This is a genomic window from Psychrobacillus sp. 05T411, from assembly GCF_056396485.1.
The window spans coordinates 140,191-158,142 of the sequence record NZ_JBFTLO010000002.1; the positions used below are offsets into that span (position 1 = coordinate 140,191).

The 17,952-nt window shown below is 33.7% G+C and carries 15 protein-coding genes and 1 other RNA gene; 7 read left to right on the forward strand and 9 right to left on the reverse strand.

Annotation, left to right across the window (positions count from 1 at the left end; all coding sequences use genetic code 11):
- Nucleotides 1-2: 2 nt before the first annotated feature.
- The 3 genes from AC1DFT_RS02140 to AC1DFT_RS02150 all read right to left on the reverse strand — a co-directional run bounded on the left by AC1DFT_RS02140 (nt 3) and on the right by AC1DFT_RS02150 (nt 4,691).
- The gene (locus AC1DFT_RS02140; protein ID WP_477917177.1) at nt 3-1,496 is read right to left on the reverse strand and encodes a hypothetical protein; all 1,494 of its coding nucleotides are present in this window, start codon (nt 1,494-1,496) and stop codon (nt 3-5) included.
- Nucleotides 1,483-2,379 carry a hypothetical protein gene (locus AC1DFT_RS02145; protein ID WP_477917179.1) on the reverse strand — a complete coding sequence of 299 codons (897 nt, stop codon included), beginning with the start codon at nt 2,377-2,379 and terminating at the stop codon, nt 1,483-1,485. The genes AC1DFT_RS02140 and AC1DFT_RS02145 overlap by 14 nt, the downstream gene beginning before the upstream one ends.
- Before the next feature lie 836 nt (nt 2,380-3,215).
- Entirely contained in the window at nt 3,216-4,691 is a 1,476-nt protein-coding gene (locus AC1DFT_RS02150) for a Sau3AI family type II restriction endonuclease (RefSeq protein ID WP_477917181.1), read from the reverse strand.
- Between the two features lie 175 nt (nt 4,692-4,866).
- Here AC1DFT_RS02150 and dcm point away from each other — a divergent pair, with 175 nt between their 5' ends.
- The 4 genes from dcm (at nt 4,867) to AC1DFT_RS02170 (ending at nt 7,895) form a co-directional block, all read left to right on the forward strand.
- Complete coding sequence (dcm, locus tag AC1DFT_RS02155; protein WP_477917182.1) at nt 4,867-6,117, forward strand: DNA (cytosine-5-)-methyltransferase; 1,251 nt, start codon at nt 4,867-4,869, stop codon at nt 6,115-6,117.
- 28 nt (nt 6,118-6,145) lie between these two features.
- Nucleotides 6,146-6,523: a hypothetical protein gene (locus tag AC1DFT_RS02160; protein ID WP_477917184.1), complete on the forward strand. Its 378-nt coding sequence runs from the start codon at nt 6,146-6,148 to the stop codon at nt 6,521-6,523.
- A 221-nt stretch (nt 6,524-6,744) separates the two neighbouring features.
- A complete protein-coding gene (locus tag AC1DFT_RS02165) occupies nt 6,745-7,269 on the forward strand; it encodes a JAB domain-containing protein (protein WP_477917186.1) in 525 nt (174 codons plus the stop codon).
- 446 nt (nt 7,270-7,715) lie between these two features.
- Entirely contained in the window at nt 7,716-7,895 is a 180-nt protein-coding gene (locus AC1DFT_RS02170) for a helix-turn-helix domain-containing protein (protein WP_477917188.1), read from the forward strand.
- Nucleotides 7,896-8,076: 181 nt separating this feature from the next.
- On the opposite strand, the gene AC1DFT_RS02175 is transcribed toward AC1DFT_RS02170, so the two are convergent.
- Complete coding sequence (locus tag AC1DFT_RS02175; protein ID WP_477917189.1) at nt 8,077-9,486, reverse strand: hypothetical protein; 1,410 nt, start codon at nt 9,484-9,486, stop codon at nt 8,077-8,079.
- A gap of 172 nt (nt 9,487-9,658) precedes the next feature.
- Here AC1DFT_RS02175 and AC1DFT_RS02180 point away from each other — a divergent pair, with 172 nt between their 5' ends.
- The 3 genes from AC1DFT_RS02180 to AC1DFT_RS02190 all read left to right on the forward strand — a co-directional run bounded on the left by AC1DFT_RS02180 (nt 9,659) and on the right by AC1DFT_RS02190 (nt 13,298).
- On the forward strand, nt 9,659-11,758 hold the full coding sequence (locus AC1DFT_RS02180) for a DNA primase family protein (protein WP_477917191.1): 2,100 nt from the start codon (nt 9,659-9,661) through the stop codon (nt 11,756-11,758).
- Between the two features lie 11 nt (nt 11,759-11,769).
- Nucleotides 11,770-12,021 (forward strand): DNA-binding protein, encoded by a 252-nt coding sequence (locus AC1DFT_RS02185; RefSeq protein WP_477917193.1) that lies wholly within the window; start codon nt 11,770-11,772, stop codon nt 12,019-12,021.
- A gap of 107 nt (nt 12,022-12,128) precedes the next feature.
- The gene (locus tag AC1DFT_RS02190) at nt 12,129-13,298 is read left to right on the forward strand and encodes a site-specific integrase (protein WP_477917195.1); all 1,170 of its coding nucleotides are present in this window, start codon (nt 12,129-12,131) and stop codon (nt 13,296-13,298) included.
- A 124-nt stretch (nt 13,299-13,422) separates the two neighbouring features.
- Here AC1DFT_RS02190 and ssrA read toward each other — a convergent pair.
- The 5 genes from ssrA to secG form a co-directional block, all read right to left on the reverse strand.
- Nucleotides 13,423-13,776: a transfer-messenger RNA gene (gene ssrA, locus AC1DFT_RS02195) on the reverse strand.
- Nucleotides 13,777-13,871: 95 nt separating this feature from the next.
- Nucleotides 13,872-14,339: an SsrA-binding protein SmpB gene (gene smpB / locus AC1DFT_RS02200; RefSeq protein ID WP_477917197.1), complete on the reverse strand. Its 468-nt coding sequence runs from the start codon at nt 14,337-14,339 to the stop codon at nt 13,872-13,874.
- Nucleotides 14,340-14,383: 44 nt separating this feature from the next.
- On the reverse strand, nt 14,384-16,690 hold the full coding sequence (gene rnr / locus AC1DFT_RS02205; protein WP_477917198.1) for a ribonuclease R: 2,307 nt from the start codon (nt 16,688-16,690) through the stop codon (nt 14,384-14,386).
- Between the two features lie 43 nt (nt 16,691-16,733).
- Complete coding sequence (locus AC1DFT_RS02210; protein WP_477917200.1) at nt 16,734-17,480, reverse strand: alpha/beta hydrolase; 747 nt, start codon at nt 17,478-17,480, stop codon at nt 16,734-16,736.
- 104 nt (nt 17,481-17,584) lie between these two features.
- Nucleotides 17,585-17,812 (reverse strand): preprotein translocase subunit SecG, encoded by a 228-nt coding sequence (secG, locus tag AC1DFT_RS02215; RefSeq protein WP_477917202.1) that lies wholly within the window; start codon nt 17,810-17,812, stop codon nt 17,585-17,587.
- Nucleotides 17,813-17,952: the final 140 nt, after the last annotated feature.

Here is a 17,952-nt window from a genome sequence, read left to right on the forward strand (position 1 = left end):
TATTAATTCCTCCAAATAGTAAATACATCTCGATAATCTACCATAATCGGTGAGTAGTCGATTTCTTCTACAACCTCTATGTTGAAGGATGCTCCTTCTACTAAAGGCGATGTAAAGGTCGCATAACGGTTATCAATCAAATTTTCAACGACCGTTTCATCTAGTTCATTTAATAACTGTTTTGTTATAAAACGTCCTGCTTGAATATGTTTAGAAGTTAATATTCTGGAAGACTCCTGAATTTCTTTCTGTGTCTCTTCATCAAACTTTAGGGCAACAAGTAACTGATCAAACACTTGCATCGAAATACTGTCTTCTTTTATCCAGTTACGTAAATTCTGAGGGTTAGCCGTAGTAATACCATTTTTCTTTAAATAGCGAATTATTTTTTCCTCACCGTTTTTTTCGATAAGACGTCGGAGCCTTCTTTTCCATACTCTTTGCCATTTGCGATGGTTAACGTGCTCTTCTCCCAGCAACTGATTGGCTACTTCGATGATTAAATCTGTATTAGTATTATTACGGAAAAGTAGCCAATCCCCTGGCTCTATATCTTTTATTTTTGTACTCGACAGATGTAATGTTTCGCGGTCAATTTTACGCACTTTTGAATCAATCGGAATAAATGTATAATAATTATTATGTAGTACAATTAAATTCGCTTCCATTCTATCAATAGCATTTATCTTTTGTGCATTTTCCTCATGACGCGAAATAATCTCATCCTTTTGAAACTGCTCTTCCTGCGCTTGTCCGAAGTCTACTTCAAACACCTGTCCGTCTATCCCTTTGAATATTTGGACATTTTCATACATGTTATCTATTACATCGCTTTTCTTTATATTCTTAAATGGCTTTGTTTTACGGATTTTATTTTGAAAGATATCAAAGCTAATAAAATGTGTTACTCTCGCTAAAAACACTCTCGATAAGCGCTCATCATAAAACTCTGGCGAACCAATAATAAACACTTCATCATAAATCTTTCCGCCCTTTAAATATTCCGAAGCACGTAAAACAGGTACACCATCTATGTCTTTAATAGCACTGTCAAAACGCGTCACAATACATTGATTCAAGTGACTATTAATATGCTTTTTCACTTCCATTTGCAAAAAATTATCTTGAATATAATTATCCCTAATATCTTTTAAAGAGATTATAAGGGGACGCCCATATGTATTAAATAACTGTGAATATTGTACGCGCAACTCTTTAAATCGCTCGATAATTTCAGCGAAATATTTTTCAAACAAAATGCTATATTCATCAAAGCTAGTAAAAAAGCGATTTAAACTTTTTCGAATATCTCGGAACATTTCATTTAGATAATCTTCATACTCATATCGCTCCCTAATTTCACGACTAAATTGCTTCATACATTCATATAATGTGGCGATTTCTTGCTGTTGTACATGCTTGAAATAAACTTTTTTACTCTCTTCATATAAAAAATTTGTCAATTCTACATTTAATTTTTTATTATTTCCAAGCAAGTAAGCTCACCCCTTTTGGTATTTCTATTTGTGCACCTTGTAGTTGCTCAACAATTTCAGTTGTAATAATGGTTTTCTTGTTCAAAATAACATCTTGCTCAATGGCGTCTCGTAACATTTCAGAAGTTTCTACGTTTTCAAATTGGTCGTCTAAAATAATTTTACCTATTCCTTTAAACTCATCCATTCTCGCAACAGCTTTTGCGGCGCCAATCATCAATAACCAGTCACTGTCAGTTAAATGAAACGTATCTTTATCATCTTTCATCATCCATTGAATATTACGAAACGTTTGCATAGAACCATCTTTTAATATATCTCCATGATAAAATTCGACATCTTGATATTGCAGCCAAAAGTAATCCGAGTACATATCAAACTCCGTTCGATTTCCAATAATATACGCACTTGGAACGTTAAGCATTTCACGCTTATTTATTTTTTGTGAGGAATATATTTTTGTTAAAGGACCCGAAATTTTCTCAATATTATTTACAACACGTGCATTTAAAATTCGATCTAATTTTCGATTTGTAATAATAATATGCGTCTCCCATTTATAATAGGGTACATAATCAGTCACACCTGCATTATTAGCAATAAGTAGATGCCATGGGCAACTTTCTGTAAAATCTTTTAATACTCCTTGAACAGAACACCTCTTCCATTGATCTCCATCTAAATAATAGACAATAGCTCCACTCTCTAGCTTTTGGAATCTTTTCGCAACCATTGTACTACTAATCGTCTGCTCCATATGAGCATCAAACATACCATGTAATAAGAAATACGAGAAAGTTAACGCGTTAGGTAACGATAAATAAATATTAATTGTTGATTTATTAGCTCGACTATATTTATTTAAAAAACTTCCTAGTTTCATAGAAAAAAGCATCCAGGGTTCTATTTTTTTATCAAATCTATAATAAATTTCTTCAAATTTCACTTTAATCAATCCCTCTTCCTAACTCCGTATGCAATATGTTGATGACTTGTTCTTCGTCTTTGCATGAGATATAACCATTCATAATAATATCATCTCAATTACTTACGTAATCAGAATATATTTAATTTATTCTACAAACGATAATGCATTCTTATTTGAAATTTGTTCCTTGTGTTAGAAACAAACGTGAAAATCACAACATTCACGTTTGTTGAATAAACCTGGATATTATTTACACTGGGAAATGATTTTAATTATCTTCTTCAACCCACATCCCTATAGAATACATAGTTGCTCCTCACTCAATTAATTCTGTTGAACGTAAAATATTATAAAGCTCAAATTAATCGTGAAGAGCGTTTAAATTCATCAGCGACAACATTAATGCCTATTAAAATAGCAGCTTAAGAGATTTATTCTCAAGCTGCTATTTCCGTTGTCATTTTGCATGTGACCCACATAAAATAGATTTTAATTCTTCAACACTTAATACATTATCTTTTCTTCTATGAATAATCATACGATGACAATTGGCACTTTCATACCGCTGTCCTATATAATACTTTACTATACCTTCGACACCTTAATCCTCTTCAAGTTTTTCAGCTTCTATATCTAGCTCTCTTGAATCCCTTAGGGTTTAAGCAATGAAATTGCTTCTTCAAATCCATCACCTAAATCAGTATAATGCTTGTATTCTCTTGCAGCGTCCACTTGGTTTAAGCCCTGGAAAATTATCATTAATATCATTACCTTTGTATGGACTGTATATTTTATTTTAACTCGTTGTTTAACTGACTAAGGATGTATGTATTATTCAACCAAAAACACTGCTTCGTCATCACTCGACCATCTGGCAATTCATCCCCATAAACAGGATTCTTGCCTATTACTTCACCATCTTCAAGTACATAGTAACGCTCGGATGTATGTGGACGTATATGAATGACTCCATCGTTCCCCTTTTCGGGAAAGTCATTTTCAATAATGAAGTCATTTTTCCTTGTTTTTTTGTTTAATTTAACTCCCTGACGTACAATTTTTTGGACAGATTTATAATCTTCGCTAGCCAATTCTAAATCTTCATTTGAAATATTCCATAATTGGCAACCTTTTAATAGATAATTATCATCTTGCTTTTGGAACACAACGAATAAATATCGTTTTGAACTTAAATCATTGTAGAAATCAGATTCCTCCCATTCCTCTTTTGCAAACTTCTTTAGTTTAATAGAGGGGAATGAAATACTTTCTTTATTTTTGCCGTTTTTTTCAAGGCGGATAGCCTTTACTTCGATACCTGCTTTAATAAATTCCTCTGCTCGATTTGATTTAACACCTAGCATTCGATATGAAAGTGAGCTCCACATACTTTTAGAATTATTAGGTGTATAAGGCACATCAAACTCTACACAGAGCTGCTCATCTGTTTTACCCTTGTGTTTGTTAATTTTATCGATAATAAGCTTCTCAAATGTTTGCGCATCCAACTCCTTTGCATTCGATAAAATACTTTCATATGTATTTACATTTTTTAATATATACTCATTTAGAATGTATGTCATATAAGACTGCTTAAAACAAAATGCACGTTTTGGTGCTTTGATTTCAGGAGCATAAAAGAGTTGAGGTACAAGGCTCTTAGCTGCTGTAGAGCCCTTTGTACAAGCACCTAAATACATTGTAGCACCCTCGGATAATTCCTGGGCTTTACCTTCTTTTACTTTATTAATAATTTTCTCATAGTCTTGCTGAATAATTTTCATGTCTTCTTCAGGTGGAGAAAATAGTGTTACAAAGTTGATTGGATATTCCATTCTTAGTATCAAGCGATTGCGTAAATAATGCACCAATAGTGTTAATCGGAGTTTTTTAAATGCATGTGAAGTATAAAAATCTTCTTCTACAGCGTTCTGATAACTAATCATGGTAATAACTAGTCTTTCACCCGCTGAGTAACCACCTTTTTTACCGATTTCATAAGGCGTTACTTTTAATTCAACACCAGCTTTTGGAAAGTCAGGTTCTTGATCGTTATTGATTTTATATTTGAAATGGTATTCTTCTATTAAATGTCCCATTCCGCCCTTATAATTTGGATTATTTATTTTTGTTATGATTTCTTGTTTTAATTGCTCATCAATACTAGCAGCGTTTAGTACCTCTAAAAATATTTTCCCGATTAATGTTTCACCATATTCTTTAATACTTAAAGGATTCGTATCATCGTATTTTAAAATATTTATCACTCCTTATATAGTCCTAATTAAACTATACCTCAATTTAAAATAAACTGGAAACTTTCCACACATTAACATATGTCTCCACGTTTTATTAATATGTATCACTATTATTCAAACTAAAAAGTTGATCTTTTTCCCTCGATGATTTATAATACAAATATGTAGAAAGGATGTTCGTTTTATGAGTAAAAAGCTAAATGTAGTTGAGCTGTTTGCTGGTGTTGGAGGATTTCGTTTGGGGTTAGAAGAAGCAGATGCGGATTTCTTTAAAACAGTGTGGGCTAATCAATGGGAACCTTCTAAGAAAGTCCAGCATGCTTTTGATTGTTATGCTAGTCATTTTGAAGAAGGGATTAAAAGTAATGAAGATATTGCCACAGTACCTGATTCTGTTTTTCAGGAGCTTGAAATAGATTTAGTTGTTGGTGGATTTCCTTGTCAAGATTACTCCGTAGCACGGTCGCTCTCTGGAGAGAAAGGTCTTGAAGGAAAGAAAGGTGTACTTTTTTGGGAGATTAAGCGTGTGATTGAAAATTCCCATCCAAAGTATGTATTATTAGAAAATGTGGATCGCTTATTAAAATCACCATCTAAACAGCGCGGACGAGATTTTGCAATCATGTTAGCAACGTTCCGTGATTTAAATTATATTGTAGAGTGGCGTGTAGTAAATGCTGCTGAGTATGGTGCTGCACAAAAGCGACGTCGTGTTTTCATTTTCGCTTATAAAAGCACATTGGATTATGCGGAAAAGCAATTAGATATTGCGATGAGTGATGTTGTGTTTAAAGAAGGTTTCTTTGCAAAAACTTTTCCTGTGAAGGATAAGCCTTATCAAAAACGTAAGGATGAGTTTAAATTACCAGTAGATGTTTTAGAAATCTCAGATGAGTATACCCGTAACTTTTATACAGCGGGTTTAATGGTAAATGGCAAGGTATTTACAGCTCAGACTCAAGTATTAAATGAGGAGTATAAACCACTTATAGATATTTTGGTAGATGAAGAAACTATTGAAGAAAGTCATTACTTGACAGAAGCTGCTAGCGAAAAATTTGCATACTTACGGGGACCTAAAAAAATTGAACGTACTTCTGCTGAGGGGCATCAGTATATCTTTTCAGAAGGTGGCATGTCTCCAACGGATGATATAAATGGTCCAGGGCGTACGATGCTAACAAGCGAAGGTTCCGTCAACCGTAGTACACATATTGTTGAGATATCAGGTCGAAAGCGTTATTTAACCCCTGTTGAATGCGAACGATTAAATGGTTTCCCAGATAACTGGACAGAGGGTATGCCAAATCGTATGCGTTACTTCTGCATGGGTAATGCTCTTGTTGTTAGTTTAATAACGGCTATGGGAGAACAAATCAAGAAAATAGATTTGACTGAACAAAAGGGACATACACAGTTAAATCTTCCTCTATGAAATCTATTTGAAGGGGCATTATAAATAAATGAAAATGAAAGTTTATGCTCTAAATTTTAATACAGATACATTTAAAATAGAGGCAGATATGGTCGAATTTAATTATACTTCTCTAGAGGACCAGTACAATCAACTAGTTGATTTATTAGATGCTACTGGATTGGATGTTATCGACTATAACAATGATATTGCTATCCTGGTTGATGATATAGGTTTTGAGAAGACCAATAATCCTGTTTATAATTTAATTACTGAAGACGGTCTTACATTTAAATTAGCCGGAAAACTCTTGTTTGTTCGTAATATTTATAATGAAGAGAGTACAGACTTTGGAAGTATCACGTATGAAGATGTATTTCATTTGAGAAGGTTATTAGATATTCAAATAATCGGTGTAGTCAACTAAAAATAAGAAATTACTATTAATTGCATAAACAAAGATGACGATAGCAAAGATAGTTAAAACGTGAGGTTTCTTGAATATATGAGACAAGCTGAGTAATAGTGGAATCATAATCGCAATAAAGCAAATTATAAATATATATTATTACGTTGAATAAGCCCTAACATCCATTAAAGGTGTTAGGGCTTTTACTATTTATTAAAACTATTTAAGGAGGAAGTCATATGAAAGCATATGAATTAAAACAAACGCAGCAATTAGAACTACTAGAAGGTAGTATCTGCATGGAAAAACCAGAAAAAATAGTAGCAGCAAAACGTGTAAATATTGTACAGGTAAAACTGGTAAGAGAGAAAACTTTGCTATACAAAGACCGTAAAATCCGTTCGCCACGTGACGCATTTGAACTCATTCGTGATTTCCTAGGGGATGTTGACCGAGAGCATTTTATCGTTCTTTGCCTTGATACAAAGAATCAACCTACTTGTATACAAGTAGTGCATATAGGAAGTCTTAACTCTAGTATAGTTCACCCAAGAGAGGTGCTGAAACCTGCTCTACTGAGCAATGCCGCTTCAGTAATAGTAGCGCACAATCATCCCAGCAATGTGTCTGATCCAAGCCCAGAAGATATTGAAGTCACGAAACGATTAGTTCAAGCAGGTGAAATAATTGGAGTAGAACTATTAGACCATCTCATCGTCTGCACTAGTACATTCCGCTCTCTTAAAGAATCGGGCTATTTCTAAAAATAATACACAAAATATCCCCTTCTGAAAGGTGGTGATAATTTTGTTAGAGAAAATAATTATACCTGTAATAATAGCAGTAGCTTCAGAAGTAATTAAGGAGCTATCAAAAAATAATTAGTTGCTATTTGCTACTACAATCTAAAAGGACGTGAACGAATGAATCAACAAAATTGCAGTTGCTGCGGTACTTGCACAAAATGCACTATTAAACTGATTATAGATTTGATCAAACGAAAAAAATAAAAGAAATAAACAGAGACTTGAGAAAGCAAGAAGGTCAATGAATGCCTTCTTGCGCTTCCAATTTCCATGAATTTTTATTCAAAATAAGTCTTAAACTGCAAATATCACTTTTTTTATAAGGACTGCATAACCGAAATTAAACGTTCAAGATCAAATAAGGCAAACAATAATTCAATACAACGAAAGGCAGTGATTGAATTATGTTTCATGATTATGATGATATTTTAACTGTTGAAGAATTAATGGAAGTACTAAAAATCGGTAAAAACACCGCATATCGTTTATTAAATACCAAGGAAATTAAATCTATTAAATTTGGAAGGATACACAGGATACCTAAAAATAGTTTAATTGACTATATTATTTCAAAAAATAAATGAGTAACAAACTATCGAATTGGAATAGTATGTTCCATTCGTGCTAGAGAATTTTCATATTTAGTAATTTCCCTTCATGCTGTGTAGTTTAAATTCTCAAACCTAAAATTCATCTTTTTTTATTAAAAAGTTAAATGTTTCGGGTAGCGAAATTCGAAATAATATATTTTTGTATTTTACTGTATCACTTTTTTTTTCGTTTTTTATACTGATCATAACCTAACCAAATAATTTCACTTCCTGTAAAGTTTTTATCGTTATTAGCTTTACTTTTATAACTATTCACCTTCTTACTTATTACAGTATATGCAATTTCAAATATTTTATTTAGATATTCTTCTTTTTCGTTTTGGCCTTCTTTATTAAAAGTATATTCCTTTAATTTAGAATGTCTGTCATTTAAACATTCGTCTAGATTATTCATGGAACCGGAAAAAGTTTTATACATAACATATGAAGTTTTAATTTCTTCTGGAATATCTTTTAATTCAACCGCAGAATCTTGCTCGATTACTTCAAACAAACCTTTTTTTAATTCTTGAAATAGTTTATTATAAATTTCCCAAAATTTTATATCTTTCATATAATCATTAATAAAATCTCCTTCGTTTAATATTAAATATTTCAGCTTAGTTCCTTGTATAGAAATAATTGGTGATAATTTTTCAAAGCTGCTCTTAATTCTACTTTTGTCCATTTCATCAAATATATTGTATTTGAGTATGTAATCTGTAGATTCGTATCTCTGTAAGGACCAGAAGAATTCAGGTAAATTTGTGGCTTCACTAAATTGATAGAGATTTAATGAAGGATTTATATAAATATTTCTTTTTTTCAAACTATTGATGTATCTTTTGTTATTTAACGTTTTAATAAAGCTTCGATACTCTAATTGAAGATTATTAAAAACAGTTTCTTTAATTAAGGGATATTTATTATCATCTTTGGAATTATTTTTTATTTTATTCCCTTTACTCCCATCTACTTTTTCTACATCAAGCAAGGAATATCTTTTAGGGTTTATCTGCATTGGTAATAATCTACTCTTTACTATTTGAGGAGCCTCTTCTAAATTAGAATACAAAGAGTCAATTGTATATGTCATAGAATAAATATACATAGGAAATAAAGTTTTAGGGACACACTTATAAATATTATCGGAAATATTAATACATTTGTCTAAAAAAAATGAATTACAAATTTTACTCATTTCTGTTTTATTAATTAATTCTTCTAAAACCATATCGAATGCTTCTTTTGATTCAAAAAAAATTTCTTTAAAAACTTCTTCATTACTTTTCCGATTTTTTTCTCTCCAAAAAAAATCCCTTAATACCACTATTGAATCCAGAACAGAAGAATAAATACAATCAGAGATAATAGCATCAAGTAATTTTACTCTATACTCATTTAATTCTTCTAAATTAGATTCATTTGAATTTTTTTCCTTATTATTTAAAACTATAAATCTCAAGAATTTTTCAATCTTTTTTCCAGTTCGCAATAGATATTTATCATCTTTACGGTACCATTTAAAATCATTTTGAAAGGAATTATTAAACCCAAAATGTTTATAAACACTAGCATTGCCCACAAAAAAACCTCCTATAATCATATACAGAACACTCTGATCTCCTACATCACATTTCCGAATTGAACTTGTAATAAATTTTCTTATTTCATTTCCGAGAGTTTCTTTTAAATTACATATAAAATTTAATTCGAATAGGACATTACTTATTAAATATTACACGGAGGGCTGTCTAATGACAAAGCTTTTAAAAAAAGATTTTAGTAAAGTATATCGCCAAGAAAAGAAAAATTTTTCTAATTCGACGGAGATAGAATTTGTTTCTTTCGATAAAAATGAAAATTCTCTGGCACAAGTGGGACATGATCATCCAAATCCAATGGAAATAGAATTTGTTTCTGTCGGTAAAAACGAAAATTCTCTGGTACAAGTGGGACATGATCATTACGATCCAATGGAAATAGAATTTGTTTCTGTCGGTAAAAACGAAAATTCTCTGGCACAAGTGGGACATAATCATTACGATCCAATGGAGATCGAATTTATTTCTGTCGATAAAAACGAAAATTCTCTGGCACAAGTGGGACATGATCATCCAAATCCAATGGAAATAGAATTTGTTTCTGTCGATAAAAACAAAGATTCTCTGGCACAAGTGGGACATGATCATTACGATTCAATGGAAATTGAATTTGTTTCTGTCGATAAAAACGAAAATTCTCTGGCACAAGTGGGACATAATCATCCAAATCCAATGGAAATAGAATTTGTTTCTGTCGATAAAAACAAAGATTCTCTGGCACAAGTGGGACATAATCATTACGATCCAATGGAGATTGAATTTGTTTCTGTCGATAAAAACGAAAATTCTCTGGCACAAGTGGGACATAATCATCCAAATCCGACCAAAGAGGAACTTATTAACAATCAATCCAACATAAATACAGTTTTTAACAAAAGTACAGTAGTAAAGAAAAAGCCTATTATACGAGTTACAACACCCGGTAATAAAGAAGAAATTAAAAATACGACTAAAGAAAAAACTTCCTATTTTACCATTACTCAAGAGCTTATGAACCAAATCTCATTTATAAACTTGAACGACGTTTTATATTATTTCGATAATAATTATAATTACTACGTTCCTATTACAAAAGATAAATCTGAAATATTTATCAGACAAAATATTAGTTCGTCTTATAAAAAAATTTTAACAAGTTTTGGATGTAAAGAAATATATCAATGGCTAGTATCAGAAAGATCATTAAAAGTTGATGAAAATGATTTGAAACAAAAGACTAAATACATTGCTTTCAAAAATTGCCTAGTCAACATTGATACATTTAATAGTTATCCGCATAATAAAGAATTATATTTTACATCTGTAATAAATGCAGATTATCCCACATTTCATAATGAGACCTTATCTGGGGTGCATTTTGAAAGTTTTATGGCTCAAGTAACAAATGAAAATAAACAATTATACATGAGAATTCAAGAACTTTTTGGATATGTAATTTCAGAAATACGAGAAGCAAAAATAATTCCTTACTTAATAGGGCCGAAAGATTGCGGTAAATCCATTGTATTAAAAATTCTAGAAATATTAATTGGAGAAAACTTTTTCACTAATCTAAGCTTCGAAGAGTTGAATAACAAAAATTATTTGTATGAATTATATGAAAAAAAATTAAACACTTGTGGAGAAACTTCAGAACTTACGTTAAAAAAATTGGATACTATAAAAAAATTATCTGGAGGAGATTATGTTATGGCAGATAGAAAATATGAACATCCAATTAAGTTTATCAACAAAGCTGTATTAATATTTGCTGGAAATCATCTACCTATTATTAAGGGTATTGACCCTTCTAATGCTTTTGCAGAAAGGTTGCTTATATTTCCATTTTCAAATCCAGTACCGAAAGAAGAACAGGATCCTTTTCTTATAAATAAGATAAATAATGAGACTAGCTATATTGCTGTTTGGGCACTTAAAGGGCTTAAAAGACTCATTAAAAACAACTTTGAATTTACTGACTTTGTTGAAATACATGACATCATAAGGGAGTATAAGAATTTAAAAACAAATACAGTTGAAAACTTTATTACAAATCATTGTATTGTAGATTCTTCAAAAAAAGTTCACTCTGTAACTTTAAAAGAAGCTTATGAGGATTATTGTTATAGGAATAATGAGACACCTGAAAGCAATTTGAAGTTACACAGTTATTGTCAAAACATCTTAAGACTTAATAAATCAAAATTTAGAATAGGCCCTTCTAATAGAAATGGATATTTAGGATTAGGGATTATAAAAATTGATCGAGAGTAGGGTTTAAATAAATGCCAAATATACAAAAAATAGAGCAAAGTTTAACAGAATTAATCTCAAGTACTATCAAATCAGAGATACAAAAAATTAATGGTCTTTCCTCAGATTGGATGAGTCTATCTGAAGCTGCTAAATATGCGGGAGTATCTTATAATACTTTTATTAAATTTCGCACAATGGGCTTAAAAGTATGTGAAATCGAGGGTATTAAACGAGTATCTCGCAAGGAAATCGATTGTTTTTTTGAAAAACATAGTTACTAAGGACTTTTAGAGAGGATTTTCCTTTAGTTAAAATATATATTATAACTAAGAGGATCAATCCTCTCCTTATATATTTTGCCCCCGCAACAGGTATAGGAGGAAAAATTATGGCAAAGAAAAAAATATCACCAGTTAAAAGTTACACGCTTAAAAATAACGAAAAAAGATACGAATTTCCAGTGTATTTAGGTATTGATCCGCTAACTGGTAAACAGAAGCGCACAATGAAACGTGGCTTTAAAACAATCAAAGAAGCGGAATTAGCATTAGCTCGAATAAAGCTAGATGTAGCAAATGGCACTTATCATCAGGAACGGGTGGAAACATACCAAGAAATATATGAACTATGGGTAAACCAATATGAAAAGACCGTTGAGGAAAGTACATTCGTTAAAACTACGAGTCTATTTAAAAACCATATACTACCTGCAATGGGTTGCTACAAGATTGAGAAAATTAATGTGGATGTATGCCAGAAGCATATTGATGAATGGGCTTCAAAATTAAAGAAGTTCCGTGTAGTAAAAGCATACGCAGCTAAGGTGCTGAACTTTGCGATTAAACGAGGGTATTTACAAACTAATCCTTTTACACTGGTAGATATGCCTACCACTGCTAATAAGAAGGCAAATATAAATGACGAAGAATCTGAAAACTTTTATAATCGTGAACAGTTAATAGAGTTTTTAACATGCTTAGAAAAGGAAAGTAATTATAAAGCATATACTCTTTTCCGATTACTTGCTTTTAGTGGTATGCGTAAAGGTGAGGCATTAGCGCTTACTTGGAATGATCTAAACTTCAAAACGAATGAGCTTCGTATAAATAAGGCCATTGCAAGAGGTAAAGACAGTCAGCTATATGTAAAATCCACAAAGACAGGTATTGCTCGTACAATCAAAATGGATGATAAAACGATGGCAATATTAAAAGAGTGGAAGAAAAAGCAGAAGCAAGACTATCTCATTTTAGGCTTTAATACGACGCAGCCTAAACAGCTGGTATTTAGCAATGAACAAAATGAATACTTGCAACCTACAAAAACACGTAAGTGGATTTTACATGTTCAAAACAAATATAAGTTGGAGACAATTACAACACATGGTTTACGTCATACGCATTGTTCTTTGCTATTTGAAGCAGGTGCAAGTTTGAAAGAAGTTCAAGTTCGCTTAGGACATTCTGATGTAAAAACAACAATGGACATTTACACACATGTGACACAAAAAGCAAAAGAAGAAGCAGTTTTAAAGTTCTCAAGCTATTTGAACATATAATGTTTTTGACTACGTTTTTGACTACGTTCGAATGATACTCATTGAAACTACATGATATAGACAAAAAGAAAAAACCCTTGAATACCAAGGGTTTAGACACTGTATGAAATCATATGATTTCGTAATATGGAGACGGCGGGATTTGAACCCGCGTCCAGAAACTCTAACACTTAAGCTTCTACGCGTGTATCTTGCCTATTTAGGTTTCGCGTAGCACTATGCCGACAAGCGGGCGTCATGTACGCTAACTTGGAAATCTCTTGCTGACAGCTCAAGTGGCACTGCCAACCGTATCCCACTAAAGTTGAGCTTTACCTAGCCACATGGGCGATGGATAGATAAAGCAGATCCGAGCTTACGCTGCGAATGCTAAGTTGTTGTTTGTTTTGCCTGTTATTATAAAGTCCGTTTTTGCGGAGCCGAGCCTCCGACGCGCAACTCAAGCTCAGACTATCCCTGTCGAATCCATAACGTCCCCGTTTATGGAATAATGTAAGCTTTGTTACATAGCTAACTATACATCAAAAATGGTCAATTTTCAAGTGATACATTCTACCAATACTGGATAATGTCTTACTGATTGCGTTCTTTAAACGCTCTTTCAATATCACGTTTTGCTTCTTTTTTCTTCAAAACGTCGCGTTTATCGTAGTCTTTCTTCCCTTTTCCGACGCCGATTAATACTTTTGCATAGCCATTTTTTACATACATTTTTAAAGGAACAATTGTGAAGCCTTCTCTTTTTGTTTCTCCAATTAGTGTACTAATCTGCTTTTTATGTAAAAGTAGTTTGCGGGATCGTAAAGGGTCGTGGTTGAAGCGATTACCTTGTTCGTATGGGCTAATATGCATATTGGAGATCCATGCTTCGTTATTTCGGATGCGTACGAATGCATCTTTCAATTGCACTTTGCCGTTACGGATGGATTTGATTTCCGTCCCTTGTAGGACAATACCTGCTTCAATTGTTTCTTCTATAAAATAATCATGGCCTGCTTTTTTGTTTTGTGCCAGCACTTTATCGTCATGCTTTTTTGCCATCTCATTCACCTCTCAAAACTTACGAGGAGCGACTAAGCGCTCCTTTATTTTTTCTTTGGTCGTTTACGACGTTGCGATTTTTTGGCAACGGATTCGTAAAATTTCTTTTTCTGTTTTACTTCTTTTTTAGGTCCTGGTTGAGAGGAACTTCTTCTTCCTGCACCTTCTTTTTTCTGTGCATGAATGACTTTTGGTGCTTCTTTTCTTGTGCGGTGGAATGCTTTTTTCATTCCTACGATTTCAAAATCGATCGCCGATTCTTCAGGTTTCACTTCCGATACGCGAACGGTTACTTCATCCCCGATTCGGAATTGCTTACCAGCTCGTTCTCCAATCATCATCATTTGACGGTCATCGAAACGATAATAATCGTCGGTCATATTCGTTACATGTACAAGACCTTCTATTGTATTTGGAAGCTCAACGAACATACCGAAGTTTGTAACCGAGCTAATAATACCTTCGAATTCTTCGCCGATTTTATCGGACATATATTGTGCTTTTTTCAGCGCATCTGTATCACGTTCTGCATCTACTGCACGGCGCTCACGTTTGGATGTATGCTCGGCAATATCATCGATAATCGCTCCCCAATGATTGACCGTTGCTGAACTAACATCTCCGTTTACTAAGTAAGTGCGGATCAATCGGTGAACGATTAAATCGGGATAGCGTCGAATTGGTGATGTGAAGTGCGTATAGAACTCCGTCGATAAACCAAAGTGACCTAAGCATTCCCCGTAATATTTTGCTTGTTGAAGGGAGCGTAATAGCATAGTTGAAATGACTGGCTCTTCTGGCATACCTTCAATATTTTCAATAATTTCTTGTAATGCTTTTGGATGCACTTCATTGCCAGTACCTTTAACGACAAGTCCAAAATTCGTTAAAAATGCGAAAAAGCGTTGTAGTTTTTCCGGTTTTGGATCTTCGTGAATACGGTATATAAAGGGAACGTCCATCCATTTAAAATGCTCTGCTACTGTTTCATTGGCAACTAACATAAATTCTTCGATTAGACGTTCTGCAACTGTACGTTCGCGAGTGGCAATATCCTTTGGCCAGCCGTCTTCGTCTACGATAATTTTTGCTTCTGGGAAATCAAAATCAATGGCACCACGTTCTTGACGTTTTTCTCTTAAAATCGCTGCAAGTTCACCCATCAGTTCAAACATCGGCACTAAGGCTTCATAACGCTCCATTAAAGCTGCATCTTTTTCTTCTAATATTTTAAATACATCGTGGTAAGTCATTCGTTCGATTGTCCGAATCACACTTTGGAAAATTTCATGTGATACGACCGTACCAGACCCATTAATGATCATTTCACAAGATAATGTTAAACGATCCACTTGTGGGTTCAAGGAACAAATCCCGTTTGATAAACGATGCGGAATCATCGGAATAACACGATCGGCTAAATACACACTTGTCCCACGATCGTACGCTTCACGATCAAGTGGAGAACCTTCTGTTACATAATGACTAACGTCGGCAATATGTACGCCGAGTTTATATGTGCCATCCGGTAGTTTCGTTACTGTAACCGCATCATCTAGATCTTTTGCATCTGCTCCATCAATCGTTACAATTACTTCATCACGTAAATCGCGACGACCATCTAAATCTTTCTCATCAATTGCATCTGGAACAGATTCTGCCTGGTTAATCACTTCTTGTGGGAAGTCGATCGTAATTCCATGCTTATAAATAATGGATAGAATATCGACACCTGGATCATTTTTATGACCAAGAATTTTCGTCACCATTCCAGTTGCGGATTTTCTTTCATTAGGCCATTCGGTAATTTCTACAACTACTTTATGTCCCTCAATGGCGCCTAATGTATCCCCTTTTGCGATAAATACGTCCATTGGTACTTTTTTATCATCAGGGATGACGAAGCCAAACCCTCGATTGTCTTGGAAGGTTCCTACGACTTGAGTGATGCCTCTTTGTGTAATTTTAATAATGGAACCTTCACTTCGATCACCATGTGATTCACGGGATACACGAACAAGTACTTTGTCTCCGTTCACTGCACCATTTACTTCCGTCGGTGGGATAAAAATATCATCCATCCCGTCTTCTTCCGGCGCAACAAAGCCAAATCCTTTGGCATGCCCGATAAACTTCCCAACTACTAGATTCATCCTTGCTGGTGTACCATAACGATTGGATCTCGAGCGGACAACAAGGCCCTCTTCTTCCATTTGAACAAGTGTTTTGACAAACTCTTTAAAATCATCTGCATCCACTAATCCAAAATGATCCTCTAATTCCTTTGTTGTTAATGGTTTATATTCTTCTTCGCGCATTAGTTCTAATAATGTTTCTTTCATATTTTCCATGTAATCATCCCTCCTTTTTCAGCGTGTGCACATTTGGTCTGTTTTACACATTCCAATCAAGCGACTCTAAAAAGTTTAATATATCTTCGTGCAATTGTTCTTTTTCAGGACCAAGTGTAATGACATGTCCTGAGTTTTCATACCAGTTCAATTTTTTCTCTAATGATTCTGCTTGTTCAAAAATTGTGTTTGCCGAATTCATATCGATTACGGTATCTTTCTTGCCTTGTGTGACGAGTAGTGGTGCATATATATGATCCACATGGTCTCGAACATTATAGACAAACTCTCGTAGTTCCGCCAAAGTCTCCATTGGGGTTTGTCGAATCGCTTCTACTTCTTCTTCTATTTGTTCTGCTGTTTTTCCTTCATACTTCTTATATTCTTTGGCATATTTTAATACGCCTTCGAACATAATGTCTGTTGTTTTCATTGTCATTGGTGAGCACATCGTGACAATTCCCTTCACAGGAACTGTATACCCCAATTTCAATGAAAATACGCCTCCAAGTGAAAGTCCAGCTACAGCAATTTCTTCATAGCCTTCTGATTTTAAACGGTCATAGCCGCGCATAACATCTTTCCACCAGTCTTTCGGTCCGGTTTCAAGCAGTTCTTCCGGTGGTACGCCATGTCCTTTATAATGCGGCGCAAGGGATGTGTAGCCGTTTTTCTCTAAGAAACGACCAAGCATTCGAACATCCGATGAATTGCCTGTAAAACCATGTAGCAATAGCACAGCTCGTTTTCCGGCTTCAAAGAAAAATGGCTTTGGTGTTGTAATTTTCATATAAAATACCTCCAATCAACAACTGCAAATATAGTATGTAAAAGAAAACGCCTAACCAATCAGATGTCGGTCAGGCGGTTCGGTTAAAATCAATTAATATAAAATTAAAATCTTGTTACGGCAATCGTCAAAATAAAAAATAACACTGCAAGTACAATCGTTATTCTATGTAACACAAGGTCCATGCCTCGGGCTTTTTGTTTTCCAAAAAGTTGTTCAGCTCCACCAGAGATGGCTCCTGAAAGACCAGCACTTTTCCCCGATTGTAACAATACAACAACGATTAATGCGAGCGATACAATGACAAGTAAAATCATCAGTAACGTATGCATTTGTTCCACCTCCTGATAAAACGTTCACAACATAAATAATTTTACCAAAAAGTGTGCGAACATACAACTCTTTCAGAAAAATAACCTGGTCAACAAAATATTTTACAACTAAAGCAGACAAATTTACAATTAAATGCTTC

Coding starts and splice junctions, on each gene's coding strand:
- AC1DFT_RS02145 (WP_477917179.1), bottom strand. CDS start 2,379: ATGAAACTAGGAAGTTTTTTAAATAAATATAGTCGAGCTAATAAATCA.
- dcm (WP_477917182.1), top strand. CDS start 4,867: ATGAGTAAAAAGCTAAATGTAGTTGAGCTGTTTGCTGGTGTTGGAGGA.
- AC1DFT_RS02160 (WP_477917184.1), top strand. CDS start 6,146: ATGAAAATGAAAGTTTATGCTCTAAATTTTAATACAGATACATTTAAA.
- AC1DFT_RS02165 (WP_477917186.1), top strand. CDS start 6,745: ATGAAAGCATATGAATTAAAACAAACGCAGCAATTAGAACTACTAGAA.
- AC1DFT_RS02170 (WP_477917188.1), top strand. CDS start 7,716: ATGTTTCATGATTATGATGATATTTTAACTGTTGAAGAATTAATGGAA.
- AC1DFT_RS02180 (WP_477917191.1), top strand. CDS start 9,659: ATGACAAAGCTTTTAAAAAAAGATTTTAGTAAAGTATATCGCCAAGAA.
- AC1DFT_RS02185 (WP_477917193.1), top strand. CDS start 11,770: ATGCCAAATATACAAAAAATAGAGCAAAGTTTAACAGAATTAATCTCA.
- AC1DFT_RS02190 (WP_477917195.1), top strand. CDS start 12,129: ATGGCAAAGAAAAAAATATCACCAGTTAAAAGTTACACGCTTAAAAAT.
- smpB (WP_477917197.1), bottom strand. CDS start 14,339: ATGGCAAAAAAGCATGACGATAAAGTGCTGGCACAAAACAAAAAAGCA.
- rnr (WP_477917198.1), bottom strand. CDS start 16,690: ATGGAAAATATGAAAGAAACATTATTAGAACTAATGCGCGAAGAAGAA.
- AC1DFT_RS02210 (WP_477917200.1), bottom strand. CDS start 17,480: ATGAAAATTACAACACCAAAGCCATTTTTCTTTGAAGCCGGAAAACGA.
- secG (WP_477917202.1), bottom strand. CDS start 17,812: ATGCATACGTTACTGATGATTTTACTTGTCATTGTATCGCTCGCATTA.